Here is a 13999-nt window from a genome sequence, read left to right as displayed (position 1 = left end):
AGGCAAAACAAGGAGTTGCAAATCCTATATATATATATGGGATGGACCCATCCCTCTTTCAAAATGCCTTGAGAGAAGGCATGATGGATGTTGATAAGGTTTGAAACATTCATCCAATAAAAGAAGGAGGGTCCAGATGAACGTTACCACATTAGGGATTGATATCGCAAAACAAGTGTTTCAGCTTCATGGGATCAATGAGAAAGGAAAAGTGATCTTAAGGAAACAAGTCAGTCGCAAGAAGCTTTCCGAAGTCATTGTGAATCTTCCTCCCTGTGTCATTGGGATAGAAGCCTGTGGAGGTGCCAATTACTGGGCCCGGGTTTTTGAGAAGATGGGACATACCGTGAGACTCATCAGCCCGCAGTTTGTAAAGCCGTACGTGAAGAGTAATAAAAACGATTCTAACGATGCGGAAGCGATCTGTGAGGCCCTGACCCGGCCGAACATGCGATTTGTGCCGATTAAGCGCGTGGATCAACAGGACATCCAGAGTCTTCATCGGATGCGGGATTTAATCATTAAAGATCGCACGGCGCTTGTGAATCAAATTCGAGGATTATTAGCGGAGTATGGGATTGTCATTCCCCAAGGAGTGGCCAGTGTTCGTCGGCGTCTTCCGGCGATCTTAGCCGATACGGACAATGAACTGACCGGCATGAGCCGGGAGTTATTTTATGAGCTTTATCAACAGCTTTTGGCCTTTGATCAGAGGATAGCGGGATATGACCAAAGGATCAAGCGGGTGTTTGAGGCTCATCCAATATGTCAAAAGATTGGGAAGATCGAAGGGATAGGCCCTATGACTGCCACAGCGGTGGTGGCCTCGGTGGGAGATGCGAAGATGTTTAAGAATGGCCGACAGATGTCAGCCTGGATGGGTTTGGTTCCGCGCCAACGCTCAAGCGGAGGAAAGAACGTCTTACTGGGGATCAGTAAACGAGGTGATCGGCATCTGCGAACGCTTTTCATTCATGGGGGACGATCCGTGGTCAAACTGGCTTCCAATAAAAAAGATCCCCGAAGCCAATGGATCAGAAATATTAAGAACCGGCGAGGCGCCAACGTTGCGGCAGTGGCCCTGGCCAACAAAAATGCTCGAATTGTCTGGGCCTTAATGACAAGTGAAGAAGCCTATCGAAAAGCGGATTAGGACTTAAAGGACGAAATAAAAAAAATAAACTAAAAAAAAGAAAAAATGTTTGCAGGGAACAAAAAAGGAGGATAACCCCGCCAAGGATTGCTGGGATTGTTTTTAATAATAGATGGCAAGACAGGTCAGACCGGTGCTCTCAGAACCTGACAAGAACAAGGGCCAAAAAAGGCCGTATCTCTGATAAGGAGAGAGCGCGCGGATTCCATCGGGGCCAGGAAGCAAATAAAACTTCCAACCAAAGGCCGAATATATGAATGCAATCTGCTCCTTCTGCGCCTCAATTGAAAAACATCCTTGCGAAACGGGATGGGTCCATATCTCTGTTCCTGGAAGAATACCCGCATTTGAAGAACTGATCACAAATATGATAAAATAAAAAAATGGAGAAAAAAAGAAACTTTTATAACCTGGCCAGGAGAATTGAAAAATTAGGGCAAAGTTCTTCCCGCATTAAAATCAGTGTCCCTGAAAAAATCCGGCACGATCAAGAAGAATATCCTCTTTATGTGCTTTATATATCACAGAATAAAAAACCGTTTCAATACGTTAAAAAAAATATTTGTCTCTCTGCCGGTATCCATGGGGATGAGCCGGGAGGCGTGGAGGCGATTCTTTCGGTCATCGAATCGAAGGCGTTTCAGGACCTTTATCTGCAATCGTTCGATTTTATCGTTTTTCCCTGCATCAATCCCTCCGGTTATGAATATCACCAAAGAGAAAACCTGTCGGGAATAGACCTCAACCGGCAATTCAACCATTGTTCCCCTCCTCGCGAGGTGCTCTTTGTTAAAGAAATTATTCATTCTATTCCGTTCAGGCTGCATATTGATTTTCATGAGGATATCGATACGCCTGGCTTTTATCTTTATGAAACGGTCCAAAGCGGAACCCCCAGGTGGGGGGAAAAAATAATTAAAGCCGTTTCAAAACAATATCCCATTAATCTCCGCGAACAAATCGAAGGTCTCTTTGCCAAAAACGGGGTCATCGGAAGAGATGAACAAACCCCGTCTCCGAATTTCCAGGAAATTCTGCAAAAGACCCCGGGTTGGCCGCTGGCTTTTTATTTTTTCTCAAAAGGGACGTCTCATTCTTTAACTTTCGAAACGCCCGTCCACCTCACAATAAAAGAACGGGTCGACATCCACTCAACCGCTTTTTACACCGCTCTGGAATCGTTAAAAAGGTGAGCCGATTCAGTTGCCAAAGAGGCTCTTTAAATTATCGGAACCCTGCTCGGCCAGACCCGTTAAATTAATTAAGAAGGTGACCTGGCTTTTTTCCGGAAAACGGACATATCCCACAGAAAAACCCCAGCAATTTGCAATGTACCGAATGCCGTAATCCGCTTCGGCGACAATATTATTTTGATAATCAAAATAATATTGTGCCGCGAAGGTCCACCGATAGGGAAGAAAAATTCTAACCGTCGAGGTTAAAAAGCGAATGGGGAAGGGTTGATCTTGAAGAAGGCCCAAAGAGAGCGGGTTAAAAATATCCCCCTTTTTCGGAATGGAACCCTGTCTGGAAAATCTTTCTCCAACAGAAAAAAAACCTAAACCCGGAGAGTCGATTAAAATATCGGCATTAAAAATATCAGTGGACCCGCTGTAAAAATTAAAATAACCGTCGGTCTTGACCTTAAATTCTCCCGAACGGATCATCATTTCCGATCTCAAATCTGAAAATCTCCCCTCCGTTGGATTGACCAGATAACTATCGGTTAATTTTAAATAAAACACCTCCTCTTTTTTCAGGAGACGATTCGTCAGCGAATAAGTAAAAAGGTTCTTATCCGGGATAAAATCGAGATTATCAAATTGGGGGAGATCTGATTGGTCTACCGGAGGGACATATTCGTAAAGGAGAGAGGATTCAATCACATGCGTTAAAGCTTCTGAACCGCCATAAACCCGGCTGACGCTGGAATCCAGGCCCACCCCCAGATCTGAAATATTTCTTTCGAATTTATGGTCCTCTGAAATACTTCTCGTGTAAATCGTTTTCCGGAGACCTGCCCGCGGGGTCAAAATTCCAAAATGAGGAAGCGGTATTTCATCAATCAACCTGACATAGGTATCGGAACGTCCCGCTTTTAAACCGGTTTGCCGGTAAAAATAGGTCGCGGTTGAATTAAAATCAAGATACAAAGGAAAGGAAAAAATGGGCGCTGTGTGAAACGAATATCCGACTTCAGGTAACTTTTGAAGAGTCAAATCGCTATCCGTCGTCAGATCTCGGGTAAAACGCGTCAACAAATAAGCCGTTTGGTTTTCCCATATTCCTGAAACATAAACGTTCGATTCCAGGCTTCGCTGGCTTCGATCAATCGTGGATACGCTTAAATCTTTAAAAAAATCCTGGTCACTCACATAGTTAAGCGAGATTCTGGCATTGACATGTTCAGAAAGGGTCTGTGAATGGCCATATCTCACCTCCGAACGTTCCAACCCCACCAGCGTATCCTTAAAAAAATGGGTAAATAAGCTCCCGCTGGAAGAAGAATTGACAACATACCGATACTCGATTTCCGCACCCAGCCCTCTTAAGGATCTGTAATCGACCGAAAAAGTCGCATCCTGGTTTTTAGCAATCACCCAATAAAAAGGCTGAAGAATTTTAAAACCGTCCTGACTATTGTAATCCAATTTAGGAATGAGGAGCCCGCTCTGACGTTCTTTTATAATCGGCAAATAAAGAAAAGGCGAATAAAAAACAGGAATATTCCTGATTTCAAAAAAAACATTCTTTCCCGTTAAATAGTGGTCTGGACTCACTTTAAGTTCGCTTGTGGTAATTCTCCAGGGAAGCGGAGGTGAAGGGTCCTGGTATTGAATGCACTCGCAGGTGGTCACCATGGCGTTTCTGGCGAAGTACTCATTTCTGTCGACTTTTTCAATGATCTCCCCATCCAAATGATAGTGATCAGGCCCAAAGATCATATGACCCTGGTAAATAATCCCTGTCTGACTTTTTACATTCAGAACAACTTTATCGGCCTTGATCTGATTGGCTCCTTCTGAAATGATGACGTGCCCCGAAATTTCCATTTGGCCGGTTCCCTGATTAAAATTGACGACATCCCCGGACATTTCTTTCGTTTCCTGAATCATTTTGATATGGCCTGTCGCCACATAGGTTTGCGTTTCCTGAAAAAATTCCAGATGATCGGCCTGTAACTGGATAGGCTCTTTGCTTAAACCCTTTATCGGTTCCTGAGCCTGTGCCGGCGCGGAATAGAAAAGAAAAGAGGTCATCATAATAAAAAAATAAAGGATGAAGGGAAAAAATAGGAGGCGGGTCTTATCCATGAAGGGGTACAGTAATATGAATTCCTTCCAGGGCCGCCTTAACCTCTCCGATGGTATAAAGAGACCCCGCGAAACAAATGATGTCATCGGGAAGGGTCCTGGTTCTTAAAAATCGGAGCGTCTCACTGATCGTTTCAATCAGATGAACAGGTTTAGAGGTTGGGGGGAGAGCCTCGCGGAGGTCTTGAGGCGGAGCCGCGCGCTGAAAATGCGGTTGGGTTAAAATGATTTCGTCCGCCCAGGGAAATAAGGCCTCGCCGATTTTGTAAATATCTTTATCTTTCATAATACCGAGAATTAAATATTTATTCCCCGAAGAATTCAATCCCCGTAAAAATTCAGCCAACACTCTGGCCCCTGCCGGGTTATGGGCGCCGTCTAAAATCATCAAAGGTTTTTCCTTAATGATTTCAATTCTTCCGGGCCAGTCAACCTTTTGAATTCCTTCTCTTAGATGTTCTTCCGTGACTTTGAAACCTTTTTCCAGGATTAACTCCAACGCAGCCAGGGCAAGAGAAACATTGGCTTTTTGATGCTCCCCCAGTAATGGGGTCGACAAATTGGAAAAAGAACGATTGATCCCTTTGTAGTCAAAAAAACTTTGAAATTGCGCAGACGTTAAGGATTTGAATGAAAAATCGCTCCCTAAACGAAAAACCGGGGCATTCAGGGAAGCGGCCGTCCGGGAGATCAGGTCACGGACCCCAGGTTGAGAAACGCCTGAAACCACGGGAACCCCTTTTTTAATAATCCCGGCCTTTTCGTTGCCTATTTCAAACAGGGTGCTTCCCAGATATTCCTGATGATCATAGTCGATATTGGTAATCACTGAAACCAGCGGGGTTAAAACGTTCGTCGAATCCAATCTCCCGCCCAGCCCAACTTCGATTACGGCAATATCGGCCTGCTGTTCCAAAAAATATAAAAAGGCCATCGCCGTCGTGAATTCAAAAAAAGTCGGGGTATGCTTCATTGAATTCATAATCGAGCGGGTCAGTCGTATGACATCTTTTTGAGCGATCGGAATAGAGTTCACAACAACGCGTTCGCTGAAATCAATCAAATGAGGGGACGTATATAGCCCGACTTTATATCCGGAAGCCTGGAGGCAGGCCGCCAGCGTGGAGCAGGTGGACCCTTTTCCATTCGTCCCGCCGACATGAATGGTTTTCAGATTCTGATGGGGATTATTGAGATTTGACAACAACTCGAACATGGAGGAAAGACCCAGCTTCATCCCGTTCTTTTGCAACAGGAACAAATATTCGAGGGTTTTCTGATACGTCATCGATGTGGGATGAAATCCGTCTGAAGCTGGATTTACGAAATAAAAAAGCCTGCCAGGTGACTTAAAGTTTCTTTTAATTTCTTTCTTTCGACGATCATATCCAGCATCCCGTGTTCCATTAGAAATTCAGACCTTTGAAATCCTTCCGGAAGCTGTTGTTTAATGGTCTGTTCGATTACCCGGGGACCTGTAAAACCGATTAACGCCTTCGGTTCCGCTATATGAATGTCACCCAACATTGAAAAACTGGCGGTGACACCTCCAAAGGTCGGGTCGGTTAAAATAGAAATAAAAGGAACGCCGGCTTCGTGAAGTCTGGCCACGGCCGCGGACGTCTTTACCATCTGCATGAGAGAAAAAATCCCCTCCTGCATTCTGGCCCCGCCGGAAGAACTGACCAAAATAAGGGGGTGACGAGTTTCAGCCGACCTTTCGGCCGCACGGACGATTTTTTCTCCCACCACACACCCCATGCTCCCGCCCATGAAGCTAAAATTAAAAACTCCAAAAACCACAGGCAGACCGTTAATCAGGCCATCCCCGTAAATGAAGGCGTCCCTCTGCCCCGTTTTCTCCTGATAAACCTTCAGACGGTCTTTATATCTCAAAATGTCTTTAAAATTCAGGGGGTCGGTCGGCTCCATTGCGGCGTCGCGTTCCTTAAAACTCCCCTCATCCAGAATCAGGGCAATCCGTTCCTCAACAGAAATCGGAAAATGATAATCGCACTTCGGGCAAACATGAAAGTTTTTTTCCAGCTCTTTTCGATAAACCAACTCCCTGCAGTTATTGCATTTAACCCAGAGACCTTCCGGGATTTTTACCCGACGTCCTTCAGAGGGTTCGAGTCGGTTCGTCCTTTTAAACCACGCCATACATATCCACACCTTTCAATCCGATCGTTGAGAAGAGGCCATATGCAAGGCCGCAGGAGCGAGGCAACCGGAGTGTACAAAGTCAGTACATGAGGATTGCCGAACGACGAGAACGCGGCAGATGGCCTCTTATCGACGTATCGGACTATAGGTGCCCATTTCCCAGGACGCCAGATACTTTTCCTGCTCACGCGTCAGCTTATCAATATGAATTCCCAACCCGTCCAATTTCAACCGGGCGATTTCTTTATCAATTTCCTTTGGAACCGCATAGACTTTCTTTTCAAGCTGGGAGGCATTCTTAACCATATATTCCGCGGATAACGCCTGGTTGGCAAAGCTCATATCCATCACCGAGGAAGGATGTCCTTCCGCGGAAGCCAGATTAATCAGTCTTCCCTCCCCCAGAAGATTAATCCTGCGGCCGTTTGGAAGGGTATATTCATCCACAAATTCCCGAATCACTCTTTTCTTCCTGGCCATTTTTTCAAGGGCCGGGATGTCGATTTCCACATTGAAATGACCTGAATTGGCAACGATCGCGCCATCTTTCATTACGGCAAAGTGCTCCTTACGGAGAACCTTAAGGTCGCCGGTCACCGTACAGAAGAAATCTCCCAGGGACGCAGCCTCGGTCATCGGCATCACGCGGTAACCATCCATCACCGCTTCCAGCGCTTTTAAGGGGTCGATCTCTGTCACGATCACATTGGCGCCCATTCCGTGGGCCCGTAAGGCTAAACCTCTTCCACACCACCCATAACCTGCCACGACAAACACAGACCCCGCCACTAACCGGTTGGTCGCTCTCAAAAACCCATCCAGCGTGCTCTGTCCTGTTCCATACCGATTATCAAACATATGTTTCGTGTCAGCGTCATTGACCGAAATGACCGGAAATTTCAAGACCTTTTTGTCCGCCATACTTCGAAGCCTGATGACACCGGTTGTCGTTTCTTCTGTCCCCCCCACGACATGCTTTAGAAGTTCAGGCCGTTCGGAATGAAGCGTGGAAACCAGGTCTGCCCCGTCATCCATCGTAATCGCGGGTCTATAATTTAAAGCCGCCTGGATATGGCTATAATAGGTTTTATTATCTTCCCCTTTTATGGCAAAGGTTGGAATCCCAAACCGGTCGACAAGGGCCGCCGCCACATCATCCTGAGTGCTCAGCGGATTTGACGCGCAGATTAAAACCTCTGCTCCGCCGATCTTAAGCGTTTCCATCAAATTAGCCGTCTCAGTGGTCACATGAAGACAGGCTGACACCCTTAACCCGGCCAAAGGCTTTTCTTTCCTGAATCTTTTCTTAATCAGACGGAGAACCGGCATATTTTGTTCCGCCCATTCAATTCTTAACTTCCCTTTTTCAGCCAATTTTATATCTTTAATATCGTATTCCATTAAAATCCTCTTAGTAGACCTGTTTAATTGTTGAAATGTTTAATTGTTGAATTGGTTCGTCACAAAGACCGTTACAACCCGGCGGCTTTTTTGATCGTATCGGCCAGGTCGGTTCTTTCCCAGGTAAATTCAGGCTCCGTTCTTCCAAAATGTCCATAAGCAGCCGTCTTTTTATATATCGGTCTTCTTAACCTTAAATGGTCGATCATCCCCTTTGGCGTTAACGGGAAATGATCGCGAACAAGCCTGGTGATTTTGTCATGGGGAAGGTCAGACGTGTTAAACGTATCCACCAGAATCGAAATCGGATCGGCCACCCCAATCGCATAGGCCAGCTGAACTTCGCACTTTTCAGCAATGCCCGCCGCGATTAAATTTTTGGCGACATAACGGGCCATATAGCAGGCCGAACGGTCGACCTTCGACGGATCTTTTCCTGAAAAGGCCCCTCCGCCATGCCGACCCATGCCGCCGTAGGTATCGACAATGATTTTTCGCCCTGTCAAACCGGTATCTCCCATCGGGCCTCCGGTTACAAAGCGGCCGGTCGGGTTAATATGGTAGATGATTTTTTTAGGATCAATAAGTTCCGCCGGAATCACCGGTTTAATGACTTTTTCAATAATCGCTTCACGCAACTCGTTCATTTTTACATCGGGAGCATGTTGAGTGGAAATAACAACCGTATTGACAAATCTCGGCTTTCCGTCGATATATTCAATAGTGACTTGCGATTTTCCATCCGGTCTCAAAAAATCCAAACTGTTATTTTTTCTCAATTCAGTCAATTTCTTGGTCAAACGGTGAGCTAAAAGAATCGGCATGGGCATCAGTTCGGGCGTTTCATTGGTGGCGTATCCAAACATAAGCCCTTGATCTCCAGCCCCCCCTGTATCCACTCCCATCGCAATATCAGGCGACTGGTTATGAATAGAGGTCATGACCCCGCAGGTTTCATAATCAAACCCGTATTTGGCTCTCGTATAACCAATATTTTTAATCGTTTCTCTGACCACATCGGGAATTTCAACATAACAGGATGTGGTAATCTCCCCTGCGACAAACGCTAACCCTGTCGTTAACATCGTCTCACAGGCGACTCTGCAGGTCGGATCCTGGGCAATAATCGCATCTAAAACCGCATCGGAAATCTGGTCAGCAATCTTATCGGGATGCCCTTCCGTTACCGATTCGGAGGTGAACAAATGACTCTCTTTACTCATTAATTGGCTCCTTCGCTTTTTACTCAGGGGCCTGTGCCACAAAGCTTGCTCGCAAGCGCTTCTGCAGCGAAGCTATGTTTTTCATGCCCCCGAACCCCAGCCTCGCCCAGGCAAAGCCTGTTGCGAGACTTTTATCTCTATTTATTTCAAAAAAAAACCCTATGCAAAAAGCACAGGGTTTTAAACTCTGGACTAATTAGCACTTTTTTTTGGTGGTTGCAATTGTACCTTAAATCATTCCACCTTAAACTTAAAATCCAAGAAAAACCAGAAAATTCTTATCTTAAATAAGTTCGAGATCATTTAAAATGATGGGGTGGATAATATCGAACCCCGTCCATTTTGTCAAGGCAATAACTCAACTATTTTATTCAGGGGCCCGTGCGGTTTCACTTCGTGAAATCCTCCGATGCCCCCGAACCCCGGGTCTCGCTCAGGCGAAGCCTGCTGCGAGACCATTATTTTACTTCTTGTTAAAAGTCCGTTCATATAATAAAACGTACCACGCCTCTTCTTCGTCAATCGTGCTTCCTACCATTGGGATCATCGCCGTGCCGGGGCTTCCGTTTTTAATCACCCAATATAACTCTCCATCGGTTCTCGCGGCATGAAAAGCGGGATTGGTAAAATTCCTTGGAGAGGGTTCGAGACCCGAAGCGGCCGTTCCATCACCCTTTCCTTCCTTCCCATGGCAAACATAACAGGTCCCCTTCCCTTCGAATATTTCTTTTCCTTTGGCAATATTTTCAGGAGTTTCCGGAAAAGGGTTTTTCATCTCTTTTACCTTTGGCAAGAGGTCTTTGGGAACCCTCGGGAGCAAAGGATCCCGCTCAGCGGCTAATGAATAACCGTTAGAAAAAGAGAAACAAAATAATAAAATAGCTGTAAAAATAATAGGTTGAATTTTCATCATCCATCCTCTGTTAAAATTTAGACGATTTTAACATAAAAAACCATTAAAACCAATATTTAACAATTCACCCAAGACCAGCGATAGACTTCGCACCCACTTATTAATCATGTCATTGCGAGCACCGAAGGGTGCGTGGCAATCTTATCGTAAAGTCTTGAGATTGCTTCACTTTGTTGCAATGACAGCTTTCTAACTCTGTTCTAGGGATTCATTTTGAAACCATCTCACCATTTTCCTTTGCTTATACAAGTTTGATAAAATTTACACCCTTCACATTTTGGGGACCTGGCTTTACAAGAATAACGGCCAAATAATAAAATCTGGTGGGAGATTTTCGTCCATTTTTCTCTTGGAAACAATTTCTGTAAATCCTTTTCTATGACTTCTGGATCTTCCGATTCTGTTAAACCTAATCTTTTTGAAACCCTTTTGACATGAGTATCCACGACAATGGCAGGTTGTTTAAACCATCCTCCGAGAATCACATTGGCGGTTTTTCTCCCTACTCCGGGCAATGTTGTCAATTCCTCCATGATGTTGGGGACATTTCCTTGGTACTGTTTAACCATCGCCTGGGCCGCCGCGATCACATTTTTGGCCTTGTTTTTATAAAAACCGGTAGATTGAATCTCTTTTTCAAAAATGGCCGGATCAGCCTTTGCGTAATCCTGGGCGGTTTTATATTTTTTAAAAAGAACCTCTGTAACTTTATTGACCCGCTCATCGGTGCATTGCGCCGAAAGAATCGTCGCGACTAACAGTTCGAGAGGATTAGAATGCTTCAATTCGATTTCAGGCTCCGGAATCGCCTGATCAAACAGCTTTAATAAGGTTTTAGATTCAATCATTTTTTCAATTTAATTTATAGCCAAACAATCTTTATATCTTTCTCGACGGATCTGAACTCAGGATCGCCCGTATAGACTTCCGCGCCTTCCTGTTTTGCCAGCGCCGCGCAAAAACAATCCGCAAGGGACATTTTATGAAAAGCTTTGATTTCACCGGCAGACTCGGCGAGAGAATGATCACATGAAATAATATCGAGTGGAAGTCCCAGGAGTTTAGGCCGCACTTCATTCCACCTGTCGGTTCCCGATTTTCGTTCAATCATATAGCGTACTTCAGCCCAGTTGATTGAAGTCATTAAAACGGGAATATCCTTTTCCGCGGCTTTTTCAAATAACGCAATCACTTTTTCATATCCATTTTGCTGGAATAAAAAAACAAGGATTGCATAGCTATCGACGACGACAACTGTTTTTTTCAATATTTTTCTTTCTCTTTTTCTTTATCTTTTGCCCGTTCTTTAAGCAACTCTTGCGTCACTGAAGTATTGCTCTTTAAAATGCCACATACACTCCGGATATATTCAGGGGTGACAGGTTGAAACAAGATTTCATTATCACGTTCAATAAAACAGACTTTTGTTCCGGGTTTAATGCCGTACTTTTTCCTGAGCCTGGATGGCACGACCAGTTGCCCTTTGCTCGTTACATGAACAGATTCCAATTTTAAACCTCCATGTTGAGTTATGTCTTACATTATCATATTTGTAAGATAAAATCAAATCCATCTGCATTTTTTAATATTGGAATTGTTTATCATCAAAATTAATTTGCATAAGAAACCGGGTCTGACATCCCCGCTTCAGAAAAACCTTTTTTTCTTAAAAGACAGCTATCGCACCTTCCGCAACTCTCCCCTGTCGGCAAGGGATCATAACAACTATGGGTGAGATGAAAGGGGATATTTAATGCTTTCCCTTTTTTTACAATTTCCCCTTTTGTCATATAAAGAAGCGGCGTCCGGATTTCAAGCGGAGGGATATTTTTTTCTTTGGTGGCCAGAGCAAGGTTTGCCATCTGTTCAAAAGCTTTTAAATAGTCAGGTCTACAATCGGGGTAACCGCTGTAATCAAGAACATTTGCCCCGATATAAACAGCCTGACTTGACGTTATCTCGGCAAAAGCCATGGCGAATGAAAGAAAGATCGTATTCCGTCCAGGGACATAGGTAATCGGGATGGCGGCAGACATTTCGGTGACATTTCTGTCCTTGGGAACCGCAATATCATCGGTCAGCGCAGATCCTCCGATCTGCCTCAAGTCAATTGTAATGATTTTATGGGAGACTTTGTAATACGCCGTGATTTTCTTTGCGCTCTCAAGTTCAATGGCGTGTCTCTGGCCATAATCAAAGCTTAAGGCGTGGATTTTCTCTCCCTTTTCTTTTGAAATCGCCAGAACGGTGGTGGAATCTAACCCTCCGCTGACCAAAATAACGACTTTATTTAAATTCATTTATACACTCTAAGTTAATGGATTTATTATATCTTTTATTATAAAATAATTAAATAATGTTTAGTGTTAAAAAAACGATATCGGGCATTCTTCTCATTCTCAGTTTAGGGAGCACTGGCTGCGGGCTTCCCCCTGGACCGAATACCGCTCCTAATTTTGCCACGATTTCTTCCCAAACGATCATCCTTCCTAACCCTGCCACCGGAGCAATTAATTCCAGAAATCCTCAAATAGCAATTGATCCCTCAGGAATTTATGTCGTATGGGAAGATAAAACAAATAGTAATATCTTATTTTCGTCTTCTACCAATGACGGCAGTAGTTTCCAAACCCCAATTGCTATTCCCGGATCCAGTGGAGGAGTTTTCCCCCGCATAAAAACTGATGGCACCGGAAATGCCTATGTGATCTGGCAATCAGGGACCCGGATATTATTAAATTATACAACTTCTTCAGCTTTTCAAACTACTCTTCAAGTTTCAACTCAAGCGGTTCCATTTTCACAAAGTGGACAAGGAGGAGCGGCTCCTCCGGCGGACATTGCCTACGATTCAGGCAGTAACAGCCTCTATGTTTCGTGGACTCAGTGCAGTACTTGCCAAGCGAACTCTACTATTAACGATATTTATTATGCCTCGATACCGATTACCAATCCTCTTTCTGTTTCAACGCCGGTAAAGGTTACCGATAATACAACGGGCGCATTTTTGGGATACCCTAAAATTACCGTTTTTGGAGGTATCCCTTATATGGTGTATCAATCGACCATTTCAACGAGTGGTCTATATCTTTCAAAGGCAACTCCGCCGGTAATAACATCCCTAAATGTATCGGGGAGCCAGGCAACAGCATCCAGCGCCGCGCTCGGTGTCGATAGCAGTGGAAATAGCTACGTTTCCTGGAATCCGGCTCAGTCCGGAAGCGATGTCTATTTCAATACACTAAAGACCAACTCTCCATTTAATTCGATTCCCGTCAACCTTTCCAATAATGGAAGTTCGTATGGTCCTGCCATCGCGTTGGATTCCAGCCAGTATGTTTATGTCGCCTTCTTTTCAATACCGGGCGGACAGACAAAATATGATGTTTTTTTAACACGAACGACAAATACAGGGTCAACATTTTCCGGGGCGTTTAATATTTCGAATACCTCCGGAGGGGATAGTTTTTCTTATGCCCCGGGAATGGCGATTGTGGGAAAGGCCGCCTATTTTGTCTGGGATGATAACTCCGTCACGGGCGGAAACTATCAGATCTTTTTTCAAAAAGTCACGCTGAATTAAGACAAGAGATTGCTTCGTCGAAAAAACCTCCTCGCAATGACACCCTGTTTGTCATTGCGAGCGACAAACGGGAACGTGGCAATCCATGGTGTGAGTATCCAGGCGGCTAGCCCGACTTTCTCACTTCGTGATGATTTTAAGGTTTTTTCAGGCCTCTTTTTTATGTAACTGATTGAAAAATCAACATAGACCTATCTCACTTGCCCTGTAGTGGAGACCTACCCCCTTGTTTCTTCCTGTTTTTTT

13 protein-coding genes are annotated in these 13999 nt (G+C 44.6%); 3 read left to right on the top strand and 10 right to left on the bottom strand.

Annotated elements, in window-relative coordinates; genetic code table 11:
• Nucleotides 1-136: 136 nt before the first annotated feature.
• On the top strand, nt 137-1153 hold the full coding sequence (locus HYR79_03595) for an IS110 family transposase (protein MBI1820774.1): 1017 nt from the start codon (nt 137-139) through the stop codon (nt 1151-1153).
• A 383-nt stretch (nt 1154-1536) separates the two neighbouring features.
• Nucleotides 1537-2346 carry a M14 family metallocarboxypeptidase gene (locus HYR79_03590; protein MBI1820773.1) on the top strand — a complete coding sequence of 270 codons (810 nt, stop codon included), beginning with the start codon at nt 1537-1539 and terminating at the stop codon, nt 2344-2346.
• Nucleotides 2347-2352: 6 nt separating this feature from the next.
• Here the strand turns inward: HYR79_03590 and HYR79_03585 are convergent, their stop codons facing one another.
• From HYR79_03585 to queC, 10 genes are all read right to left on the bottom strand, one after another.
• The gene (locus tag HYR79_03585) at nt 2353-4416 is read right to left on the bottom strand and encodes an LPS-assembly protein LptD (GenBank protein MBI1820772.1); all 2064 of its coding nucleotides are present in this window, start codon (nt 4414-4416) and stop codon (nt 2353-2355) included.
• 43 nt (nt 4417-4459) lie between these two features.
• Nucleotides 4460-5755: a bifunctional folylpolyglutamate synthase/dihydrofolate synthase gene (locus HYR79_03580; protein MBI1820771.1), complete on the bottom strand. Its 1296-nt coding sequence runs from the start codon at nt 5753-5755 to the stop codon at nt 4460-4462.
• Between the two features lie 32 nt (nt 5756-5787).
• Nucleotides 5788-6630, bottom strand: coding sequence for an acetyl-CoA carboxylase carboxyltransferase subunit beta (locus HYR79_03575; protein MBI1820770.1), 843 nt, complete (start codon nt 6628-6630; stop codon nt 5788-5790).
• 129 nt (nt 6631-6759) lie between these two features.
• Entirely contained in the window at nt 6760-8034 is a 1275-nt protein-coding gene (locus HYR79_03570; GenBank protein ID MBI1820769.1) for an adenosylhomocysteinase, read from the bottom strand.
• A gap of 71 nt (nt 8035-8105) precedes the next feature.
• A complete protein-coding gene (locus HYR79_03565) occupies nt 8106-9257 on the bottom strand; it encodes a methionine adenosyltransferase (protein MBI1820768.1) in 1152 nt (383 codons plus the stop codon).
• 463 nt (nt 9258-9720) lie between these two features.
• Nucleotides 9721-10170 carry a c-type cytochrome gene (locus HYR79_03560; GenBank protein ID MBI1820767.1) on the bottom strand — a complete coding sequence of 150 codons (450 nt, stop codon included), beginning with the start codon at nt 10168-10170 and terminating at the stop codon, nt 9721-9723.
• A gap of 224 nt (nt 10171-10394) precedes the next feature.
• Nucleotides 10395-11018 carry an endonuclease III gene (gene nth, locus HYR79_03555; GenBank protein ID MBI1820766.1) on the bottom strand — a complete coding sequence of 208 codons (624 nt, stop codon included), beginning with the start codon at nt 11016-11018 and terminating at the stop codon, nt 10395-10397.
• Nucleotides 11019-11032: 14 nt separating this feature from the next.
• Nucleotides 11033-11437, bottom strand: a complete 405-nt coding sequence (locus tag HYR79_03550) for a type II toxin-antitoxin system VapC family toxin (GenBank protein ID MBI1820765.1) — start codon at nt 11435-11437, stop codon at nt 11033-11035.
• Nucleotides 11434-11679, bottom strand: coding sequence for an AbrB/MazE/SpoVT family DNA-binding domain-containing protein (locus tag HYR79_03545; protein MBI1820764.1), 246 nt, complete (start codon nt 11677-11679; stop codon nt 11434-11436). The genes HYR79_03550 and HYR79_03545 overlap by 4 nt, the downstream gene beginning before the upstream one ends.
• 101 nt (nt 11680-11780) lie before the next feature.
• Nucleotides 11781-12470, bottom strand: coding sequence for a 7-cyano-7-deazaguanine synthase QueC (gene queC / locus HYR79_03540; GenBank protein MBI1820763.1), 690 nt, complete (start codon nt 12468-12470; stop codon nt 11781-11783).
• A 56-nt stretch (nt 12471-12526) separates the two neighbouring features.
• Between queC and HYR79_03535 the strand changes: the two genes are divergently transcribed.
• Nucleotides 12527-13753, top strand: coding sequence for a hypothetical protein (locus HYR79_03535; protein ID MBI1820762.1), 1227 nt, complete (start codon nt 12527-12529; stop codon nt 13751-13753).
• The last annotated feature ends 246 nt before the right edge of the window (nt 13754-13999 follow it).

The sequence above is a fragment of the Nitrospirota bacterium genome (assembly GCA_016178585.1).
Classification (GTDB): Bacteria; Nitrospirota; Nitrospiria; order JACQBW01; family JACQBW01; genus JACOTA01.
The sequence above is the reverse complement of the archived record's forward strand: the minus strand, read 5'-3'. Positions and strand labels throughout refer to the sequence as shown.

Coding starts and splice junctions, on each gene's coding strand:
- HYR79_03595 (MBI1820774.1), top strand. CDS start 137: ATGAACGTTACCACATTAGGGATTGATATCGCAAAACAAGTGTTTCAG.
- HYR79_03590 (MBI1820773.1), top strand. CDS start 1,537: ATGGAGAAAAAAAGAAACTTTTATAACCTGGCCAGGAGAATTGAAAAA.
- HYR79_03585 (MBI1820772.1), bottom strand. CDS start 4,416: ATGATGACCTCTTTTCTTTTCTATTCCGCGCCGGCACAGGCTCAGGAA.
- HYR79_03580 (MBI1820771.1), bottom strand. CDS start 5,755: ATGACGTATCAGAAAACCCTCGAATATTTGTTCCTGTTGCAAAAGAAC.
- HYR79_03575 (MBI1820770.1), bottom strand. CDS start 6,630: ATGGCGTGGTTTAAAAGGACGAACCGACTCGAACCCTCTGAAGGACGT.
- HYR79_03570 (MBI1820769.1), bottom strand. CDS start 8,034: ATGGAATACGATATTAAAGATATAAAATTGGCTGAAAAAGGGAAGTTA.
- HYR79_03565 (MBI1820768.1), bottom strand. CDS start 9,257: ATGAGTAAAGAGAGTCATTTGTTCACCTCCGAATCGGTAACGGAAGGG.
- HYR79_03560 (MBI1820767.1), bottom strand. CDS start 10,170: ATGATGAAAATTCAACCTATTATTTTTACAGCTATTTTATTATTTTGT.
- nth (MBI1820766.1), bottom strand. CDS start 11,018: ATGATTGAATCTAAAACCTTATTAAAGCTGTTTGATCAGGCGATTCCG.
- queC (MBI1820763.1), bottom strand. CDS start 12,470: ATGAATTTAAATAAAGTCGTTATTTTGGTCAGCGGAGGGTTAGATTCC.
- HYR79_03535 (MBI1820762.1), top strand. CDS start 12,527: ATGTTTAGTGTTAAAAAAACGATATCGGGCATTCTTCTCATTCTCAGT.